Raw genomic sequence first — 16,333 nt, forward strand, 5'->3', positions numbered from 1 at the left:
CACGGCGGCGGACCTCGCTCACCAACTCGCCGAGGATGCCGATCCAGATGCCGACCGGCTGTTACTGGATCGACTGGCGGCTGTTGCCGGCGAAACCGAGGCGCTGATCAGTCGTACGAATTTCCGCTTTGACGCAGCCGCGGCCTATCACCGCCTCGTTCGCGAGCGGATCGAGCAGCTGCGCGAACAGCACATCGAGGGTCTTCTGACGCTGGGCGAGTTCATGCAGCGTCGTTTAGACCCGGCGATGCGGACCTGCGACGCGGTGGCGGAACGGCAGCGCGCAGCCATCGCCCGGATCGCCCGGATGACACAGATGCTCAACACCCGGGTCGAAGTCGCCGCCGAAGCTACGAGCGCCGCCCTGCTGGCGTCGATGGACCGCCGCGCCGGTGCTCAGCTAAGGCTGCAACAGGCAGTCGAGGGTCTGTCGACGGTGGCCATCGCCTATTATACCGTTGGCCTGATGGAGTTACCTTTGAAGGGGCTGGAGCGCATATGGACCCAATTCGACGCCACGCTCGGCGCGGGCTTGCTCACCCCGTTTGTGTTGGCGGGGGTCTGGCTTGGACTACGGGCATGGCGCGAGCAGTTCGTCGATGAGGGCTGACAAGCCAGGTCCGCCAAGGCCAAATGCGCCGGTTATCTTCGCCCGCAAGGTGCGGAGTCCAGGGCAGGAAATCAGAAGGGGCTGCAGCTTGAAGGTGTTGTACATCGGGCCGTGGCAGGAAAGGAACTACCGGGCTTTTGACCCGACACATTCCGCAAAGCTGACGTCGTTAACAGCCGCAAGGGGTCGGACTCGGCGGTTGGCGATCTGCGCCAAACCAGACATTGGTGTTACCGTCGCAAACCGGACGCCCCGAGGGGCTGTTGAGGGTGGTTAGACGGGTGCTGACAAGTTAATCGGCCGAAGTCGAAAAGCGCCCTCCCTGTTTCGATTCAGGCAACCGCAGCCGCCCAAGCGGTCGCCGCTTCGGCTCGGAAGAGCCGAAGGGTTGGTCTGCTGATCAGATGACGCTGGATGTTGAAGGTGTTGTAAATCGCTCCGTGGGTGGTGAGGAATCGCTGAGCAGAACCTTGGGATTTGAACCGCTGCTGCTGCCGTTCTCGTCGCCGGATCGGTAGGTGGGAGTTCTCGACGCGGTTGTTTTCCCGCAGCCGGCCCGGCCGGTGCAAATGCCTCAGATCCAGCTGATCCAGAGCGGCTCCGTAAGACGCAAAGCCGTCGGTGGTGATCGATGTCGGCTCCACCGGCTGGTTGTGTAGCAGGCGTTTCAGCAGCTTCATCGCAGCCTCTGTGTCCCGCCGGCGCTGGACCACGAGGTCAAGAACCTCGCCTTCGTCGTCGACGGCGCGCCACAGGTACATCCGCTTGCCGCCGATCCAGCAGACCATCTCGTCGAGATGCCAGCGGGGCGAAGGCACAGGCCGCCGATGTTTCAGACGCCTGGCGATCAGAGGGCCAAACTTGATGGTCCAGCACCGGATCGTCTCGTAACTGACGTCGATCCCCCGCTGCGCGAGAAGCTCCTCGACGTCCCGAAAACTCAGGCTAAACCGGAAATACAGCCAAACGGCGTGGCGGATTACCTCCGCCGGAAACCGGTGGCGCTTAAACGAAATCGGCTTCACGAAATATGATCCCCGTCAGTGGCTTACGTCACAAATACCGGAGATCTTTTATCGTTCACCTGACGGCACCGTCACGCTTTGGACGCCGATTCACACGCGGGACAGATGAGGCGAGTCGGCCTGACTTCGATCTTGAAAAAGGGCAAAAACAAGTAGGATTTCGTCTCTAAGGCGAATTCCGGTTTTAACCCGTCAGTACCGTTTCCTCCGGCGCTTGGTTCAGAAAAGCCGCGCTTCGTGTGTCCACGCCATCTGCCAGAAGAGCCACTCGTACTCGCTGCTGGTGCGGAAGATGTCGCGAAGCCGCTGGCGGCCGCGATCGTCCATTCGCTCGGCCTCGTCATCAACAACTGCGAGCAACCACGCGCCCACTGCCGCGAATTCCGGATTCGCGTACATCAACAGCCAGTCGCAATACGGGTGGTCGGTAGGCGGCTCCCCCAATGCGGTAAAATGCTCCCCGATGACCGCGTAGATCCACGCGCAGGGGAGCATCACGGTAACGACCTCCGCGAGTGACCCCGTCGCGGCGACCTGGAGCATGTGGCGGGTATAGGCATAGTTCGTCGGTGCCATGGGCGTGGCAGCCATCTGGGCCATCGTCAAACCGAAACGTTCAGCGTACATCTCGTGGAGGGCGCGCTCCACCCGCACCGTGTCGATGAGGAATTCGCCGAACCTCAGGATACGGTCGCGGTCGTCTGTTTTCGTCGCGGCGAAGGCAAACGTCTTCGCAAGGTCGGTCAGGAAGCGGGCGTCCTGCAAGATATAGAACTGGAACGTCGCCTGCGGCAGTGTTCCGTCGGAAAGCGCGACCACGAAAGGGTGCGTCAGTTGCGCGTCCCAGATCGCGGAGCACTCCAGCCGCATTGTCTCGGCGAAAGATTCAGTCATCATATTTTCTCTCAACAGCCTCTGCGTTTTTTACGAAACACGGTTCATCCCGAAGTGAGACGCGTTGACCGGCGGACGGCGACCATGACCAGTTCCGGGGGCGGCCATCAGTCGTTACCGTTTGAATTAATATGTTTCGGATCTCGTCTTCGGATGATTTTGGACACGCCCTCCCGTGACGCCGTCGATTATTCAAGCCGCTCTTCGTCCCTTGGGCTTGCCGCGGCACCATCTTCGCCTCGACTTCCCAGCCATTCAGGCTTGAGGTCGGTCAGCCTGCCGGTGATGAGCCGCGCGCCGCGCTCGAACGTGACGTAGGACCAGAGCCATTGCGTCATGACGACCAGCCGGTTGCGCAGGCTGATCAGGAAGTAGATGTGAGCGATTCCCCACACCCACCACGCAAGCCATCCGTTGATCCGCAGGTGCCCAAACGCGATGACGGCGGTCTTGCGGCCTACCGTGGCGAGTTGCCCCCGGTCACGATAGCGAAAGGGTGGCGGCTCGGGCTTGCCGTCAAGGTGCGCTTTGATCACGTCGGCCACATAGACACCCTGCTGTTTGGCGACCGGGGCGATGCCGGGAAGTGGCGCGCCGGCAACGTCACGGGCAAGCGCGGTGTCGCCGATGATGAAAACGTCGCCCAATCCAGGTGGCCGCAAATCAGGTCCTACCAACACACGGCCGGCGCGATCGCTCGCTACAGAGAGCCAGTCGGCGGCCGGCGAGGCGGCGACCCCGGCCGCCCAGATGACCGTGCCTGCGGCCACGTCCTCGTCGCCCACCGTGACCCCGGTCGCCTCACAGCGTGTGACAGCGTGTTCGAGGCGGACATCTACGCCGAGGCGCCGAAGCGTCTTCTCGGCATAGCGCGATAACGCTTCCGGAAAGCTTGGCAGCAACCTGGGTCCGGCTTCGAGCAGCAGAACCCGCGTCTGCCGCGGATCAATGGCGCGAAAGTCGGTCGCGAGCGCCTGGCGCGCAAGTTCGACGACGGCGCCGGCCATCTCGACCCCGGTCGGCCCGCCGCCAACGATGACGATGGTGAGGAGACGTTCGTGCTCGCGCGCATCGGATTCCATCTCCGCGCGCTCGAACGCGAGCAGCAAACGACGGCGGATTTCCGTGGCGTCGTCGATTGTTTTCAGGCCGGGCGCATGGGCCGCCCAACTGTCATTGCCAAAATAGCCATGGGTCGCCCCGGTCGCGAGCACCAGAAGGTCGTAGGCAATGTTGCGGTCGCCCATGTTCACACGTTTAAGCGCATGATCGACGCCGGTGACCTCGCCCAACAACACGCTTGTGTTGCGCTGGTCCCGGACCAGACTTCGAATGGGCCAGGCGATGTCGGCTGGCGACAGTCCGGCCGTCGCTACCTGGTAAAGCAGCGGCTGAAAGAGGTGATGGTTCTCCCGGTCGATCAGGATGACGTCCACCGGCACCTCGGCAAGCCGCTTTGCCACGGTAAGGCCGGCGAATCCGGCGCCGACAATGACCACGCGTGAGCGCTGGACACCCACGCCGGTGCCTGGCACCAGATCAAGTCGACGTTCCTTAAGGGACTGCGCCGAATAAGGAGCCATCAGTTTTCGTTTACTCTCGCGCGGGTCCACTCGGCGGCCCCCAGAAGGCGAACGCCGTTTCGATCTCGACCGAGTGAAAGGCCCAAGCGTCCAGACACGTTGCATCTTCGGCAAACCGTCCCAGCCTTGCCGCGCAGTCGAAGAACCCCGGTGCCGGCAAGCCGCCGCGCATCTTGCTGATGACCATGGCCGCGATGAAGGGGCGGTCCGCCGCTGCGTCCTCGGTCATGATCTGCTCCAACGCCTGCGTGACTTGATGAATGGTGTTCGGAGGTGAGAGCAGCAGCCCTTTGGCCGCTTCCCGATAGGTGATCGGTAGACGCAGTGGGGCAAGCGCTTGAAGATGCGCTCGAAGCCGGCGGGCGAGCGTTTCACCCGTGTTGTCCTCAACCGTCGTCGTCGCGGCAGAATCCCAATCTAATGCAGTCATGGGCCGCGCCTGGCCAAATCGCTCGGACCCAAGCGACCGGTGCTCGCCGGCAAAGCCTTGGGGGCCGGCTCCATGCTTTCGACCAAGCTGCCGTCAGACTCGACCACCACCCTCCAGGTTCGCGAGCGGTACCTGAAAGTAAGACGTGTACGTCCGACGTCCTCATCAATGCCGGTCTCGGCGACGCTGGACACGACGCCCTTGGGCATTCCGGCCTGAAGTAACGCGGTGGAGACACCGAGCTTGTACGCGACCAGCTCGGCATCGATGGTGATCTCGCCGTCTTCGATGGAAATCGCTGATCTTGGAACAGAGTTCATCGCGGTGTGGCCCCGGCGAAAGAGCCCGTCCTTCTCAAGGGCGCGCCCTGAACGAAGTTGATGCAGAGACCGTCGAGTTCTTTTAGAACCAGCGGTTCGCTCATGAACCCGCACGCGTAATGGGCTTGGCCGACCCGGCGGCAGCCGTCGCCTTCCAGACGCTCACACGACGCGCAGTTGCCAAAGGTAGGCTTTCCTCTCTCCCTCGCGACTTCGCCAAGCATAAGCTGCAGGCCACTGGCGAAATGACCGCGGCCACTCCGGGAGAGCCCGTCAGCTGCGCGAACCAGAGCTTCGAGGGGGTCGTGCGCAAGAATGGCCTTGGCCTTTTCGGTCAAATCGAGCCGGGCGCTTCGGCCGTCCGCCTCTGATCGCATGCGCGTAAGATAGGTTTGGGCTTCGAGGCTTTTAATCGTCTGAGAGGCTGTGCCCCGGGTCGTGCCTTGGAACGCGGCGAAGGCAGACGGGGTTCGCGAGAAGCGATTGGCCCGCGCGAAGTATCTAAGCGCTGCCCACTGGGCAGGAGTCAGTCCAAGCACCGGAGCCTCACGGGACGTGATGTGCCCCAAGTGCAAGATCATCTCCGCGATGACGCGACTATCCATCCTCGGCTCCACAGCTCGGAGGCGACCGTAGCGTGGACGAACCACTTGCGCAAACTAGTAGCGATACGAAACTAATATGGCTGACGCTGTTCTCGACTGACCTGGCGCTCTCTCCTGCGTGATGCACCAGCTGTGCAGCCGGTGGATTGCGCCGACCCCGTTGGAGCCCGCTCGCTTGAGACCCTTTAGCCTAACGACGTCCGCTCCAGCCTCGCTGAGATTGCGCCCGGCGCGCAGTACATGGGATCGGCTGGCGCTATTCGCGGCAGCGCGACGGTTAAACGGAGATGTGGCTGCTGCGAAATCCGCTGTTGAGACAACCGTCGCGGCAGGGCGCGCGGTGCGCGTCGGGCCTGCAGCAACCCTGACGTTGACGTCGGAATACGCGTCGGCGCCACGGAAACGTCGCCAGGGCTGTTCGGCGCGGCACACGATATTCCGATCGACCGGGGCGTGCTTCGCCGTGCGAGACTGACTAACGCGGACCTGGCGGTTCACCGTGGCGTGCTATGACTATGCTGACGCCCTTTGGCGGGCGCGTATGGGCATAAGGCGGGCGATCGCCGGGCGGCTGATCGCGGAGCGGCGTGTCGCCGCCTTTCAGGACTTCGCAGATCTTCGGGCAAGTCAACAGGCTGTGCTGGAACGCTGGCTTGCGATTGGCGGCGTGTCGCGCGCCGAACTTGACCGCGTTCGCGCCGACGGCACCGACGCAGCCCGTCTTCTGCTGGACGTAGACGGGCAGGCCAGGGCGGCGTCGGGCGTGCTGCCGCCTCGGTGGGGCTCACGCCAGCCGCGTTCGAACCCGTAAGGCCGGCCTTGGGTAGGGTTCGATACGCCCGTCCCGTATCCCGGCGCGGACGTGACGCCAGAGCTGCGGGCGGTGGCTGTGTTGTCGCGTGCGAGGTGCTGCGGGCGGTAGCGGCCGAGGCGCTGATCAGAAGTTATTTCATCAGCTCAAGGTGGCGCGGCACCGGCCAGGGCACAAGCCAGGCCAAGGATGTTGATCGGCGTTGAAGGCGGGACCCCACCCGATATGAGGTAACACATTGAATGAGCTCAATATCTCGGGGCGAGACGGAGTCCCTACAGACGCCTGTCAGCACGCGCGCCAACGTGTTATTATATAGCGAATTCAACCACCTAGGCTGCCTCTCGATGGGGTCCGATTTCGACGCCGATCCACACCGCAGGCCTGCGGTCAGCGACCGGATGGTCTTGTCGGAGACCTGCGAGACGAGGCCGATTTCATCGGTGAGGAATTTGGCGTCCGCGCTGGCGAAGACCTGGAGGTTGGCGTTGCGCGAGCGGATCAGCGGATAGCTGGCGAAGACGCTGACGATGTCGGCCGTGCCGCCGGCGTCGAGGGCCGAGAACTCACGCCCGAGATCATAGCGCATGTGCGTATAGGCGACCCCGACAGTGGCGGCGCCGATCGGCGCCTGGTAGGCGACCCGGCCGTACGCAAGCCCTTCGGTGGAGACGAGCAGACGCAGGCTGAGCAGATCGCCCAGGCCGGTCGGATTGTTCAGGTTGATGGAGCCGCCGAACCGGTAAGCGCCGGTGTAGTAATTGCCGGCGTTGTCGGCCTCAAGGCTGCCCGAGATGAGCGGGCCGGGGGCAAGATCGACCGTCAGGTCCGAGGCGCCGACCTGGGCGCCCGGAGACAGCGTCGAACGGACGATGACGCCCGGGATATCGGAAAGCAGCAGCAGCCTCCGCTCGAGCGGAGCGATGGCGACCGGATCGGCCGGGTCGAGACCGTCGAGGATGCGGCGGGCCACGCCGTCAGACAGTCGGGTCTGGTTACGCAATTCGATCGCGCCATAACGGCCTTCGATCACGGCGATGGTCACGGTCCCCTCAAGGACGTCCTGCGCCGGCAGATAGGCCTGGGCCAGAAGGTAGCCACGGCTGTTGTAGAAGCGTGTGATCGCCGCCGCGGCGTTGCGCAGCTCGGGCAGGGTCAATTCACTTTCCGGCACGAAGCCGGTGGCCGCGACAAGCTCCGATTCGGAGAACAGGGTCGCACCCGTGATCCGCAGCGCATTGACCCGGATTTGAACCCCATCGGCCGCCGCATCCGACGCGACTTCCGGACGCTCGATGCGAATATCCGGAGCCATTCGGCCGGGGAGTGCTACGGGCGGAATCTGCTGCAGCTGGGTACCCGCGCCGGGCGGCTCCTGGGCAGCAGCGTTCTGGCTGACGGCCAGCAGAGCAGCCGCTATCAGGCTCGATCTCAACATAGCTACCTCGAAGTGCCGCCGCGGTATCAGAGCGTAGCGGCTCTCACGCAGCGGAGGCCACGCACGTAGAAAAGGCTCGAATGATCGATCTGGTCGGCACAATTCTCGGGGATTTCGTCCACATTAGCGGACTAACCTCGAGCTACCGAAAATAAGGACCCCGTGATCTCAAATGTTAACAAGACAGTAAAATTAAGGGTTTGTTATAAGCCCCCATCGCCGAACCATTCTGGCCTGTTTTTGTTCCGGGAAGTCTAACAATTATACAGCGATAGGGTGCTGTCAGTCTCAAGGTCTGACTCAGAATGGTCTCATGGTTTTCAAGGCCTTGCCAGTCTGCGGGTGAGCAGTCGGATATGGGCGACGAAGACCCAGGCGGTGGCGGAGGCGATGGTGGCCTCGAAGTCCTTGGCCAGGCGAAGGTCCGTTCCGCGACCCATCGGCGGGGAAGCACCTCGAAGCCCTTGGCCCGGTCCGAGCGTTTGATGATCTCGATCTTCCAGCGGCCCAGTTCAGCCATGGCGCCGCGCAGCTTGTCGCCGGCATAGCCGCCGTCGGTGTCGTCACTTTAATGCAAATTTGTCTTCACTGCAGGCGGCGTAAGCCGCTGGCGAGGATGATAATTCGTGAAACCGATTTCGTTCAAGCGCCACCGGTTTACGGCGGACGTCATCCGCCATGCCGTGCGGCTGTACTTCCGTTTCAGCCTCAGTTTTCGTGACGTCGAGGAGCTCTTGGCGCAGCGCGGGATCGACGTCAGCTACCAGACAATCCGCTGCTGGACGATCAAGTTCGGACCGCTGATCGCGAGGCGACTGAAGCGCCGCCGGCCTGTGCCTTCGCCTCGCTGGCATCAGGACGAGATGATCTGTTTGATCGGCGGAAAGCGGATCTATCTGTGGCCGGCTGTCGATGACGAAGGCGAAGTCCTCGACCTCGTTGTCCAGCGCCGGCGGGACACGGAGGCCGCGTTGAGACTGCTCAGGCGTCTCCTTCACAATCAGCCGGTCGAGCCCCAGACGATCACGACCGACGGCCTGGCCTCATACGGCGCGGCTCTGGATCCGCTGGATCTGAGGCATCGACCGGGTCGGCTTCGGGAAAACAATAGGGCGGAGAATTCCCACCTTCCGATCCGACGACAGGAGCGGCAGCAGCGGTTCAAATCCCAAGCCTCAGCTCAGAGATTCCTTACCACCCACGCGGCGACCTACAACACATTCAACATCCAACGCCATCTGATCAGCAGAGCCACTCTTCGCCGCATCCGCGCCGAAGCGGCGACCGCCTGGGCGGCTGCGGTCGCCTGATTTCGGCAGGGTAGGGCGCTTCTCAACCCGGCTTCGTTATCCCGACAGCGCCCACGAGTGGAAGGCGTGTTAGCGGCGACAGGCACAGCAGCGGGGGCGGCGGTGCATGAGGCTAAGGCGATGGCGGCAAGCGGTGCGAGGCGCATCGCCTGACCATAACAACGCACGCCGTTCTGAGAAGTGTTTGTTGTACGTTCGTCAAGTAGCACCATTAGATCTCAGGGGTGAGGGGTCCTTTTGCGACGCCGATCACCCCCCTAACGGGGTCCCTTTTCTACGCCGATCCACAGCAAAAGCTCGCGCTAGACCTCATGACATCTTTGTCCAGGCCGCACTCCTAGCGAACTCGGCAACACTTCGTCGGATCGTGCGTTCCCCGTCCAGACCAACGAGAGGGACGCGATATGACGAACCCTATCCTGCAAGCCCACAGGAAGGTCGAAGCTCGAAAGGCGGCTGAACGTAAGGCGGCTGACTCCCTTCGGGATCAGGCACTTCGCGAACGAGCCATGCAAATAAGGGACGTTCATCGGGGCGATACCGGACCTGTCAACGATGATCACATTCCGCGTCCGGGCCCGGCTTGGTGATCTGAGCCAAGGTCGCCCACAATCCGTAGTCAGGATCACGCGACGACGCGCCCATAAAGCGGCCCAGCCTGCGGATAGCAGGACACCAGCCCCGTCAGAAACTGGCGTTCGTTTGCTTCGTTCCCTACGCTTTCAGCTCCTCGGCGTCGGATAGACTTTGTGTGGTTCGCTCACTTCTCGAGCAGCATCGCGTGATACCTCGGGAGCCGGGCGACCCTCCAGTCCCGCCTTCGCCATCCAGCGATGATTGCGCGAGCCGTACAGGCCGCCGAACACTGCGGCGATGCCGCTGAGAAGCATCGTCAGGAAGCCCCAAAGAGCGAGCGTCGCGGTGCTGTCAGCCGTGCTTTCCGCTTCGACGCGCTGTGAGAGAGAAACGATCAAAGTTCCCTCAACTACTCGCGAGTCAGGCGCCAAGGCGTCGCCGATCACCGTCTCACCCGCAGTCGTCCTGGTCGCCTCACCGCCTGCGATGCCGGCGGTGTTTACGGCGGCAGAACCCGACGCAATCAGGATCGCAAGCAGGAAAGCGACGGCCCAGACGCTGAGGCCGTGGAGCGCGCCCTTATGATGATCCGCGTACTTGGCTGCGCGGCTCGCCACAGCTCCACCCACAAACAGCGCCATGCAGTTTGCGACCACGGCCCACATCCCGGCTGCCGCCGCGAAGCTTTCGGCGTCGCCGCCGTCGAGATCGTACGGATTGAAGGCCCCCGCTCCGAGAGCGACGCCCAGTAGGTTCAGCATAGCTCCGACAGCTACGGCGACGACCGCCCCCGCGATGACGGCTGGCCACGAGACCAATACGTGAAGAGGGTGAGTGTGAGAGGATCGCTCGAGGTAGTCGGTCATGTTTTGCCCTTCCAAAGACTGCGGGGCCTGTCCAAGCTTTTCTCGGGTCGAAGAGTTCCGGCACTGGCCACTGGGGTTCTGCTCACCGATCTGGGGCGGCGGCCGCGCCGGGCGTGACCGGAGCGAACTCAGCGGCTTGTGACTTGGGCGGCAGTGCGTCGGCCTGTTGCAAACCGTCGTCCTCTACCTCCGTGATAGATATAATGGACTCGCCGGCCTTCATCAGCGGCGCGGCAGCATCAGCGGCCTGCACATCCGTCGGGGAAGGAACCCGAACATCGCGGTGCTCGCCGTTCCGTTCGAGCGTGACCGTGTAGAACCGCATCGTCATTCGCCGGCCCCAAAGCCCTTGGGACCACCCGCCTCGAATGCACCCTCCCCCCCGCTAGCTGAGCCTTCTCGCTTTTGCGCCTGCTGGCTCGTGCCGCTCTGATCGGGCCGTGTCGTCCCGTGACTGCTGCCGTCCTGCTGGCCGCCATTGGAGGTCCCCGGGTTTGGATTTTCGTCGGTCATTTCGTTCTCCTTCCGGGAAGCGAACGGTGAAGCGTGTGAGCGGTTCCGGCGACGGAACGGTTCGGCGCCTACCACAGGCCAAGCCTGTTGATCGGCGTTGAAGGCGGGACCCCACCCGATATGAGGTAACACATTGAATGAGCTCAATATCTCGGGGCGAGACGGGGTCCCTACAGACGCCTGTCAGCACGCGCGCCAACGTGTTATTACATAGCGAATTCAACTACCTAGGCTGCCTCTCGATGGGGTCCGATTTCGACGCCGATCCACAATCTGCTCGTCCGTCAGCCAATAAAGGTCGCTCATATCCAGACTCCTCGCAGAGCCTGAATCAGATCGAGCGCATCACATCAATGGGTCCTGAGCCTAAGCCAGGATCTCGCTGGCCGGCCCTTGGGCATCGTTCTTTCTCGCAAGCGCTGCGTCGATCTGGTCGAGCAAATCGGCAAGGGACCGTTCGTTCATCGTCTCGCTCCAGCTCCGGCCTCTCGCGGGCGATTTGGCCCATTGAGCGGGGAGAGGGCAAGAAAATGTTCTCTAAATGTTCCATTTATCGACAGGAACTTGGCGGACCGAGCGAGCGACGAGAGTGAGACCTGTGAGAGCCCGAGGTAGCTCTACCGATACCGCGGTTCCGACAGGCTGGTATCTATTTGGTGTCGGAAGGTTAGGGGCTTTGTCAGCCATCGAGCCGGCCAAGCCGTAACTCTCAGTATTTAATAGGAAAATTGGTGGATGCTGCAGGGATTGAACCTGCGACCCCCTCGGTGTGAACGAGGTGCTCTCCCGCTGAGCTAAGCATCCATCTCGGGCCCCGCAGGCAAGGCGCCAAAGCGGGGAGGCGCGGACATAGCCCGCTCCCCGATCAGAGGCAAGCCTCAGATGCCGGCCGCCCGCACCCCCTCCGGCGTCTCCGCGTCCGGGTCGCCCGGCAGCCAGGCGACGTGGCCGTCATAGATGCCCTCGTTGAGGATGCCTTCCTCCCTGGCCACCAGCACGGGGACCAGCATCTGGCCCGTGACGTTGGTCGCGGTGCGCATCATGTCGATGATCCGGTCGATGGCGACGATATAGCCGATCCCCTCCAGCGGCAGGCCGGCCGTCGACAGGGTCAGGGTCAGCATGACGATGCTGGTTCCGGGCACGCCCGCCGTGCCCAGCGACCCGAGGATCGCCGTCAGCCCGATGAGGACGTACTGTGTCAGCGATAGCTCGATCTGGAAATACTGGGCGATGAAGATGGCCGCGATGGCCGGATAGATGGCGCCGCAGCCGTCCATCTTGACGTTGGCGCCCAGGGGCACGGCGAAGGCCGCGTAGGCCTGGGGCACGCCGAGCCGCTCGACCGTCTGACGCAGGGTGATGGGCAGGGTCCCGAGCGACGACGAGGTCGCGAAGGCCGTCTGCTGGGCCGCGAAGGCGCCGCGGAAGAAGCTGGTCGCCTTCAGCCCGTGCAGCTTCAGCAGGCCCGAATAGACGATCAGGATGTGGAACAGACAGGCCGCATAGATGGCGATGATGAACTTGCCGAGCGGCAGCAGCGCCTCCCAGCCATAGCCGCCGACGACCGAGCCGATCAGGCCGAACACTCCGAACGGGGTTAGCTGGATGACCCAGCGGGTGATGCGGAAGATGATGGCGGCGCCCTCGTCGACGAACCGTCGCGCCGTCTGGGCCCGGTCGCCCAGCGCCACCAGAGCCGCGCCCACCAGGGCCGAGAAGAAGATGATCTGTAGCACCCTGCCTTCGGCCAGAGCCGCGAAGGGGTTGGTCGGGACGATGCCGATCAGCACGTCAAGCGGCGTCGGAATCTCGCGCTCGCGCACCTCGCCCAGCGGCAGGTTGGCCAGCCCCACGCCCGGATTGATCAGATGTCCGAAGGCGAACCCGACCAGCACGGCCAGCAAGGAGGTGATCGCAAACCACATTATGGTCCGCGCCCCCAGCCGGATCGCGCCCGCGCCTTCGCCGAGCCTGGCGATCGACGAGGCGATGGTGAACAGCACCAGGGGCGCCACCAACATCCGGATCAGGTTCAGATAGATGTCGCCGATCGGCTGGAGCCAGATGGTCGCCTGTTCCCTCAGGATCAGCCCGGCGACGATGCCCAGGGCGAACCCCGCGGCCGTGCGTTGCCACAGCGGGATGGCGACGAATCTGGCGAACATACAGGCGGCTTTCGGGGAGGAGCCTCTGAAGATGCTGGCCGCAGCCCTGCGCCGCAACGCGATGGCGACGCAGGAATTCTAAGGTTCGCTATAGATTGTCTCTACCGGTGGGAGGGGGACCAATGCCCGTTCAGCGCCGCATGCACCGTCGCATGGTCCCCGCGGCGCTCCGCCTCGCCCGAGCATCGACGCGGCGAAGGCGGCCGGCTAGCTGATCCGCTGGACCAGGGCTACGAACACGACCATGAACGTGCCGGTCAGCGCCACGCGATTGTGACGATGCAGGTAGGCGAGAACTTCTCCGAACACAGGCTTCTCCTTTTCGGGAGGAGCAGCTTGACAATGAGGTCTAAAGATCGGGTTGGGCGCCCGCCAGGGCCCGCGTTACATAATGCTCCACCACGATCATATCGACGGCTTCCTCGATATCCTCGAAGGCGTCGACGATGACATCGGGCTCCAGATCCTCAATGGGCACGGGGGTGTAGCCGAAGCTCACGCCGATCGACGGGATGCGGGCGTCGCGCGCACAGTCGATGTCGGGCGCTGCGTCGCCGACCATGACGGCGCGGGCCGGGTCGCCGCCGACGGACCGGATCGCCTCGATCACATGGGTGCCCGAGGGTTTGCGTTGGCTGACCCGGTCCGGGCCGACGATGGCGGCGAAATGCCTGGTCAGGTCGATCTTGCCCAGAAGCAGTTCCGAAAGGTCCGACCGCTTGTTGGTCACGACGATCAGGGTGGCGCCGCGCGCGGCCAGGGTCTCCAGCGTCTCGACCACGCCCTCGAACGGCCTGGAGTGGTCGGCGATGTGGTCGATGTAGTCTGCGATGAAGGCGTCGAACAAGGCGGGGTCGTTCGCCGCCTCGACGGGCGCTCCCGCCAGCTCGAAACCGTGGACCAGCAAGGCGCGCGCCCCGCCGCCGATCAGTTCCCTTGCGCTCTCCATCGGCGCGGGCGGCAGGCCTTTCAGGTCCAGCATCCGGTTCAGCGTGCCGACCAGGTCCTTATGCGTCTCGACCAGGGTCCCATCCAGGTCGAAGGCGAGGGTCCAGCCTTCGAGGTCACGTTCGATCATCAGTCGTCTCCCGTCGGCCGTCCCGATGGGCTAGACCACGGCGCGTGACTAGACCCCGGACCGATTCATGACCACACCTCATCCCAGAGCCGCCATCATCCTCGCCGCCGGCCAGGGCACGCGGATGAAGTCGCCCCTGCCCAAGGTGCTGCATCCCATCGGCCATCGCGCCATGCTGGACCACGCCATCGACGCGGCGGAGGCCCTGCATTGCGAGCGGATCGTCGTCGTGGTCGGCGCCCACTCCCCGGAGGTCCGCGCCCATGTCGTGGCGCGTCTGGGCGAGGACGCGGTTGCGGTCCAGGATCCGCCCATGGGCACGGGCCACGCCGTCCGCGCCGCCGAGGCGGTGCTGGGCGACTTCATCGGTCAGGTCGTGGTCACCTACGGCGACGTACCCCTGCTGCGCGCAGCCGACATTGAGGCGGTGTTCGAGACGCACGACGGCGTCACTGTGATCGGCTTCGAGGCCGCCGACCCGGGCGCCTATGGCCGTCTGGTCATGGAGGGCGAAACCCTCGCCGCCATCACCGAGGCCAAGGAGGCGTCGCCTGAGGTTCTGGCTATAACCACTTGTAATTCTGGCGTCATGGCTGCCCCTGTGGGCCTGTTGTTCTCCCTGCTGGCCGAGGTCAGGAATGACAATGCCAAGGGCGAATACTATCTGACCGACGTGGTCGAACTGGCCCGCAAACGCGGCGAACCGACCCGGGTGACCATGGCCTCGGAGGACTCCGTCATGGGCGTTAACGCACAGTCCGAACTGGCCCAGGCCGAAGCCCTGTTCCAGAAGGTCCAGCGCGAGACCTTCCTCGCCGCCGGCGTCACCATGTCGGCGCCGGACACCGTCCACTTCGCCTGGGACACGGAAATCGGGGCCGGATCAATCATTGAGCCATTCGTCGTCTTCGGCCCCGGCGCCCGCGTCGCCGGGCGCGCCCGCATCCGCAGCTTCAGCCACATCGAGGGCGCCACGGTGGCGACCGGCGCCGAGGTTGGACCCTACGCCCGCCTGCGGCCCGGCGCGGACCTGGGCGAGGGGGCCAAGGTCGGCAACTTCGTCGAGGTCAAGAATGTCCGCATGGAGAAGGGCGCCAAGGCCAACCACCTGTCCTATCTCGGCGACGGCTCGGTCGGTGCGGGCGCCAACATCGGCGCGGGCGTGATCTTCTGCAATTACGACGGGTACAACAAGGCGAAGACCACGGTGGGCGAGGGGGCCTTCGTCGGCTCGAACGCGTCTCTGGTCGCCCCGGTGACCATCGGCGCGGGCGCCATCGTCGGCTCGGGCTCGGTGATCGTCGAGGACGTCCCCGCCGACGCCCTGGCGCTGGCCCGGGGCCGTCAGGTCAACAAGGACGGCGCCGGCGCGGCCTTCCGCGACAAGGCGAAAGCGAAGAAGGCGAAGTCCAGGTGAGCGATCTGCAGAAACAACGCGCCGGAGAAGCCGCCGCCCTGTGCGTCGAGGCCGGCATGGTCGTCGGCCTGGGCACCGGCTCCACCGCCGCCTGGTTCGTCAAGGCTCTAGCGGCGCGTGGCCTGACCGGCCTGCGCTGCGTCCCGACCTCGGAGAAGACCGCCGACCTCGCCCGGGAACTGGGCCTGCCGCTGGTCACGCTGGAGGATGTCTCCCGCATCGACCTGACCGTCGACGGCGCCGACGAGATCGGTCCCGGTCTGGCCCTGATCAAGGGCGGCGGCGCGGCCCTGCTGCGCGAGAAACTGGTATGGGAGGCGTCCAGCCGCTGCATTGTCATCGCCGACGCGGCCAAGGTCGTGCCGGTTCTGGGCGCCTTTCCCCTGCCGATCGAGGTGGTCGCCTTCGGTCACAAGACGACGGGCAACCGCATCGCCGACGTCCTGATCGACCACGACATCCAGATGCCCGCCCGTCTGAGGCAGGCGGATCGCGGCGTGGTCCGCACCGACGGCGGCAACGTCATCTACGACGCCAGATGCCAGGCCATCCATGACCCGGTCCGTCTCGCCGACGACCTGAAGCTGATCACGGGCGTGGTCGAACACGGCCTGTTCCTCGACCTCGCTGACGAGGCGATCATCGGCACGGACGCGGGCGTGGAGATCAGGCTGCCCTGATCCCCACGC

The 16,333-nt window shown here is 64.0% G+C and carries 16 protein-coding genes, 1 tRNA gene and 1 pseudogene; 5 read left to right on the top strand and 13 right to left on the bottom strand.

Translation table 11 applies throughout. From position 1 onward, the window contains the following. The coding region (locus tag ACP7A5_RS15050) for a DUF3422 family protein (RefSeq protein WP_426042676.1) at positions 1-610 on the top strand (610 nt) is incomplete at its 5' end. Positions 611-942: 332 nt separating this feature from the next. Here ACP7A5_RS15050 and ACP7A5_RS15055 read toward each other — a convergent pair. The 6 genes from ACP7A5_RS15055 to ACP7A5_RS15080 all read right to left on the bottom strand — a co-directional run bounded on the left by ACP7A5_RS15055 (position 943) and on the right by ACP7A5_RS15080 (position 5,467). Further along, positions 943-1,635: an IS6 family transposase gene (locus ACP7A5_RS15055; protein WP_426042677.1), complete on the bottom strand. Its 693-nt coding sequence runs from the start codon at positions 1,633-1,635 to the stop codon at positions 943-945. Between the two features lie 219 nt (positions 1,636-1,854). After that, complete coding sequence (gene tenA / locus ACP7A5_RS15060) at positions 1,855-2,529, bottom strand: thiaminase II (RefSeq protein ID WP_426042678.1); 675 nt, start codon at positions 2,527-2,529, stop codon at positions 1,855-1,857. 188 nt (positions 2,530-2,717) lie between these two features. Continuing rightward, a complete protein-coding gene (locus tag ACP7A5_RS15065; protein ID WP_426042679.1) occupies positions 2,718-4,112 on the bottom strand; it encodes an NAD(P)/FAD-dependent oxidoreductase in 1,395 nt (464 codons plus the stop codon). Positions 4,113-4,122: 10 nt separating this feature from the next. Beyond that, positions 4,123-4,542 (bottom strand): hypothetical protein, encoded by a 420-nt coding sequence (locus ACP7A5_RS15070; protein ID WP_426042680.1) that lies wholly within the window; start codon positions 4,540-4,542, stop codon positions 4,123-4,125. Beyond that, complete coding sequence (locus ACP7A5_RS15075; protein ID WP_426042681.1) at positions 4,539-4,862, bottom strand: DUF6522 family protein; 324 nt, start codon at positions 4,860-4,862, stop codon at positions 4,539-4,541. Before ACP7A5_RS15075 ends, ACP7A5_RS15070 begins: the two co-directional genes overlap by 4 nt. Then, the gene (locus ACP7A5_RS15080) at positions 4,859-5,467 is read right to left on the bottom strand and encodes a MarR family winged helix-turn-helix transcriptional regulator (protein ID WP_426042682.1); all 609 of its coding nucleotides are present in this window, start codon (positions 5,465-5,467) and stop codon (positions 4,859-4,861) included. Before ACP7A5_RS15080 ends, ACP7A5_RS15075 begins: the two co-directional genes overlap by 4 nt. Before the next feature lie 499 nt (positions 5,468-5,966). On the opposite strand from ACP7A5_RS15080, the gene ACP7A5_RS15085 reads away from it, so the two are divergent. Beyond that, positions 5,967-6,278: a hypothetical protein gene (locus ACP7A5_RS15085; RefSeq protein WP_426042683.1), complete on the top strand. Its 312-nt coding sequence runs from the start codon at positions 5,967-5,969 to the stop codon at positions 6,276-6,278. Positions 6,279-6,411: 133 nt separating this feature from the next. Here the strand turns inward: ACP7A5_RS15085 and ACP7A5_RS15090 are convergent, their stop codons facing one another. Together ACP7A5_RS15090 and ACP7A5_RS15095 are read right to left on the bottom strand one after the other, a co-directional pair. Then, a complete protein-coding gene (locus tag ACP7A5_RS15090; protein ID WP_426042684.1) occupies positions 6,412-7,716 on the bottom strand; it encodes a ShlB/FhaC/HecB family hemolysin secretion/activation protein in 1,305 nt (434 codons plus the stop codon). A 320-nt stretch (positions 7,717-8,036) separates the two neighbouring features. Beyond that, positions 8,037-8,272, bottom strand: a pseudogene (locus ACP7A5_RS15095) (transposase); the annotation flags it as partial. A gap of 70 nt (positions 8,273-8,342) precedes the next feature. Here ACP7A5_RS15095 and ACP7A5_RS15100 point away from each other — a divergent pair. Continuing rightward, on the top strand, positions 8,343-9,026 hold the full coding sequence (locus ACP7A5_RS15100) for an IS6 family transposase (RefSeq protein WP_426042685.1): 684 nt from the start codon (positions 8,343-8,345) through the stop codon (positions 9,024-9,026). A 722-nt stretch (positions 9,027-9,748) separates the two neighbouring features. Here the strand turns inward: ACP7A5_RS15100 and ACP7A5_RS15105 are convergent. From ACP7A5_RS15105 to ACP7A5_RS15125, 5 genes are all read right to left on the bottom strand, one after another. Then, positions 9,749-10,468, bottom strand: coding sequence for a hypothetical protein (locus ACP7A5_RS15105; protein ID WP_426042686.1), 720 nt, complete (start codon positions 10,466-10,468; stop codon positions 9,749-9,751). Positions 10,469-10,550: 82 nt separating this feature from the next. Beyond that, positions 10,551-10,799: a hypothetical protein gene (locus ACP7A5_RS15110; protein WP_426042687.1), complete on the bottom strand. Its 249-nt coding sequence runs from the start codon at positions 10,797-10,799 to the stop codon at positions 10,551-10,553. 911 nt (positions 10,800-11,710) lie between these two features. Beyond that, positions 11,711-11,785 (bottom strand) — tRNA-Val (locus ACP7A5_RS15115). A gap of 74 nt (positions 11,786-11,859) precedes the next feature. Then, the gene (locus ACP7A5_RS15120; RefSeq protein ID WP_426042688.1) at positions 11,860-13,149 is read right to left on the bottom strand and encodes a dicarboxylate/amino acid:cation symporter; all 1,290 of its coding nucleotides are present in this window, start codon (positions 13,147-13,149) and stop codon (positions 11,860-11,862) included. Positions 13,150-13,498: 349 nt separating this feature from the next. After that, a complete protein-coding gene (locus ACP7A5_RS15125; protein ID WP_426042689.1) occupies positions 13,499-14,227 on the bottom strand; it encodes an HAD-IA family hydrolase in 729 nt (242 codons plus the stop codon). Positions 14,228-14,294: 67 nt separating this feature from the next. Between ACP7A5_RS15125 and glmU the strand changes: the two genes are divergently transcribed. Together glmU and rpiA are read left to right on the top strand one after the other, a co-directional pair. Then, positions 14,295-15,644: a bifunctional UDP-N-acetylglucosamine diphosphorylase/glucosamine-1-phosphate N-acetyltransferase GlmU gene (glmU, locus tag ACP7A5_RS15130; protein WP_426042690.1), complete on the top strand. Its 1,350-nt coding sequence runs from the start codon at positions 14,295-14,297 to the stop codon at positions 15,642-15,644. Beyond that, the gene (gene rpiA / locus ACP7A5_RS15135; RefSeq protein WP_426042691.1) at positions 15,641-16,324 is read left to right on the top strand and encodes a ribose-5-phosphate isomerase RpiA; all 684 of its coding nucleotides are present in this window, start codon (positions 15,641-15,643) and stop codon (positions 16,322-16,324) included. Before glmU ends, rpiA begins: the two co-directional genes overlap by 4 nt. Positions 16,325-16,333: the final 9 nt, after the last annotated feature.

Source organism: Brevundimonas sp. TWP2-3-4b1 (genome assembly GCF_049897665.1).
Lineage (GTDB): Bacteria > Pseudomonadota > Alphaproteobacteria > Caulobacterales > Caulobacteraceae > Brevundimonas > Brevundimonas subvibrioides_B.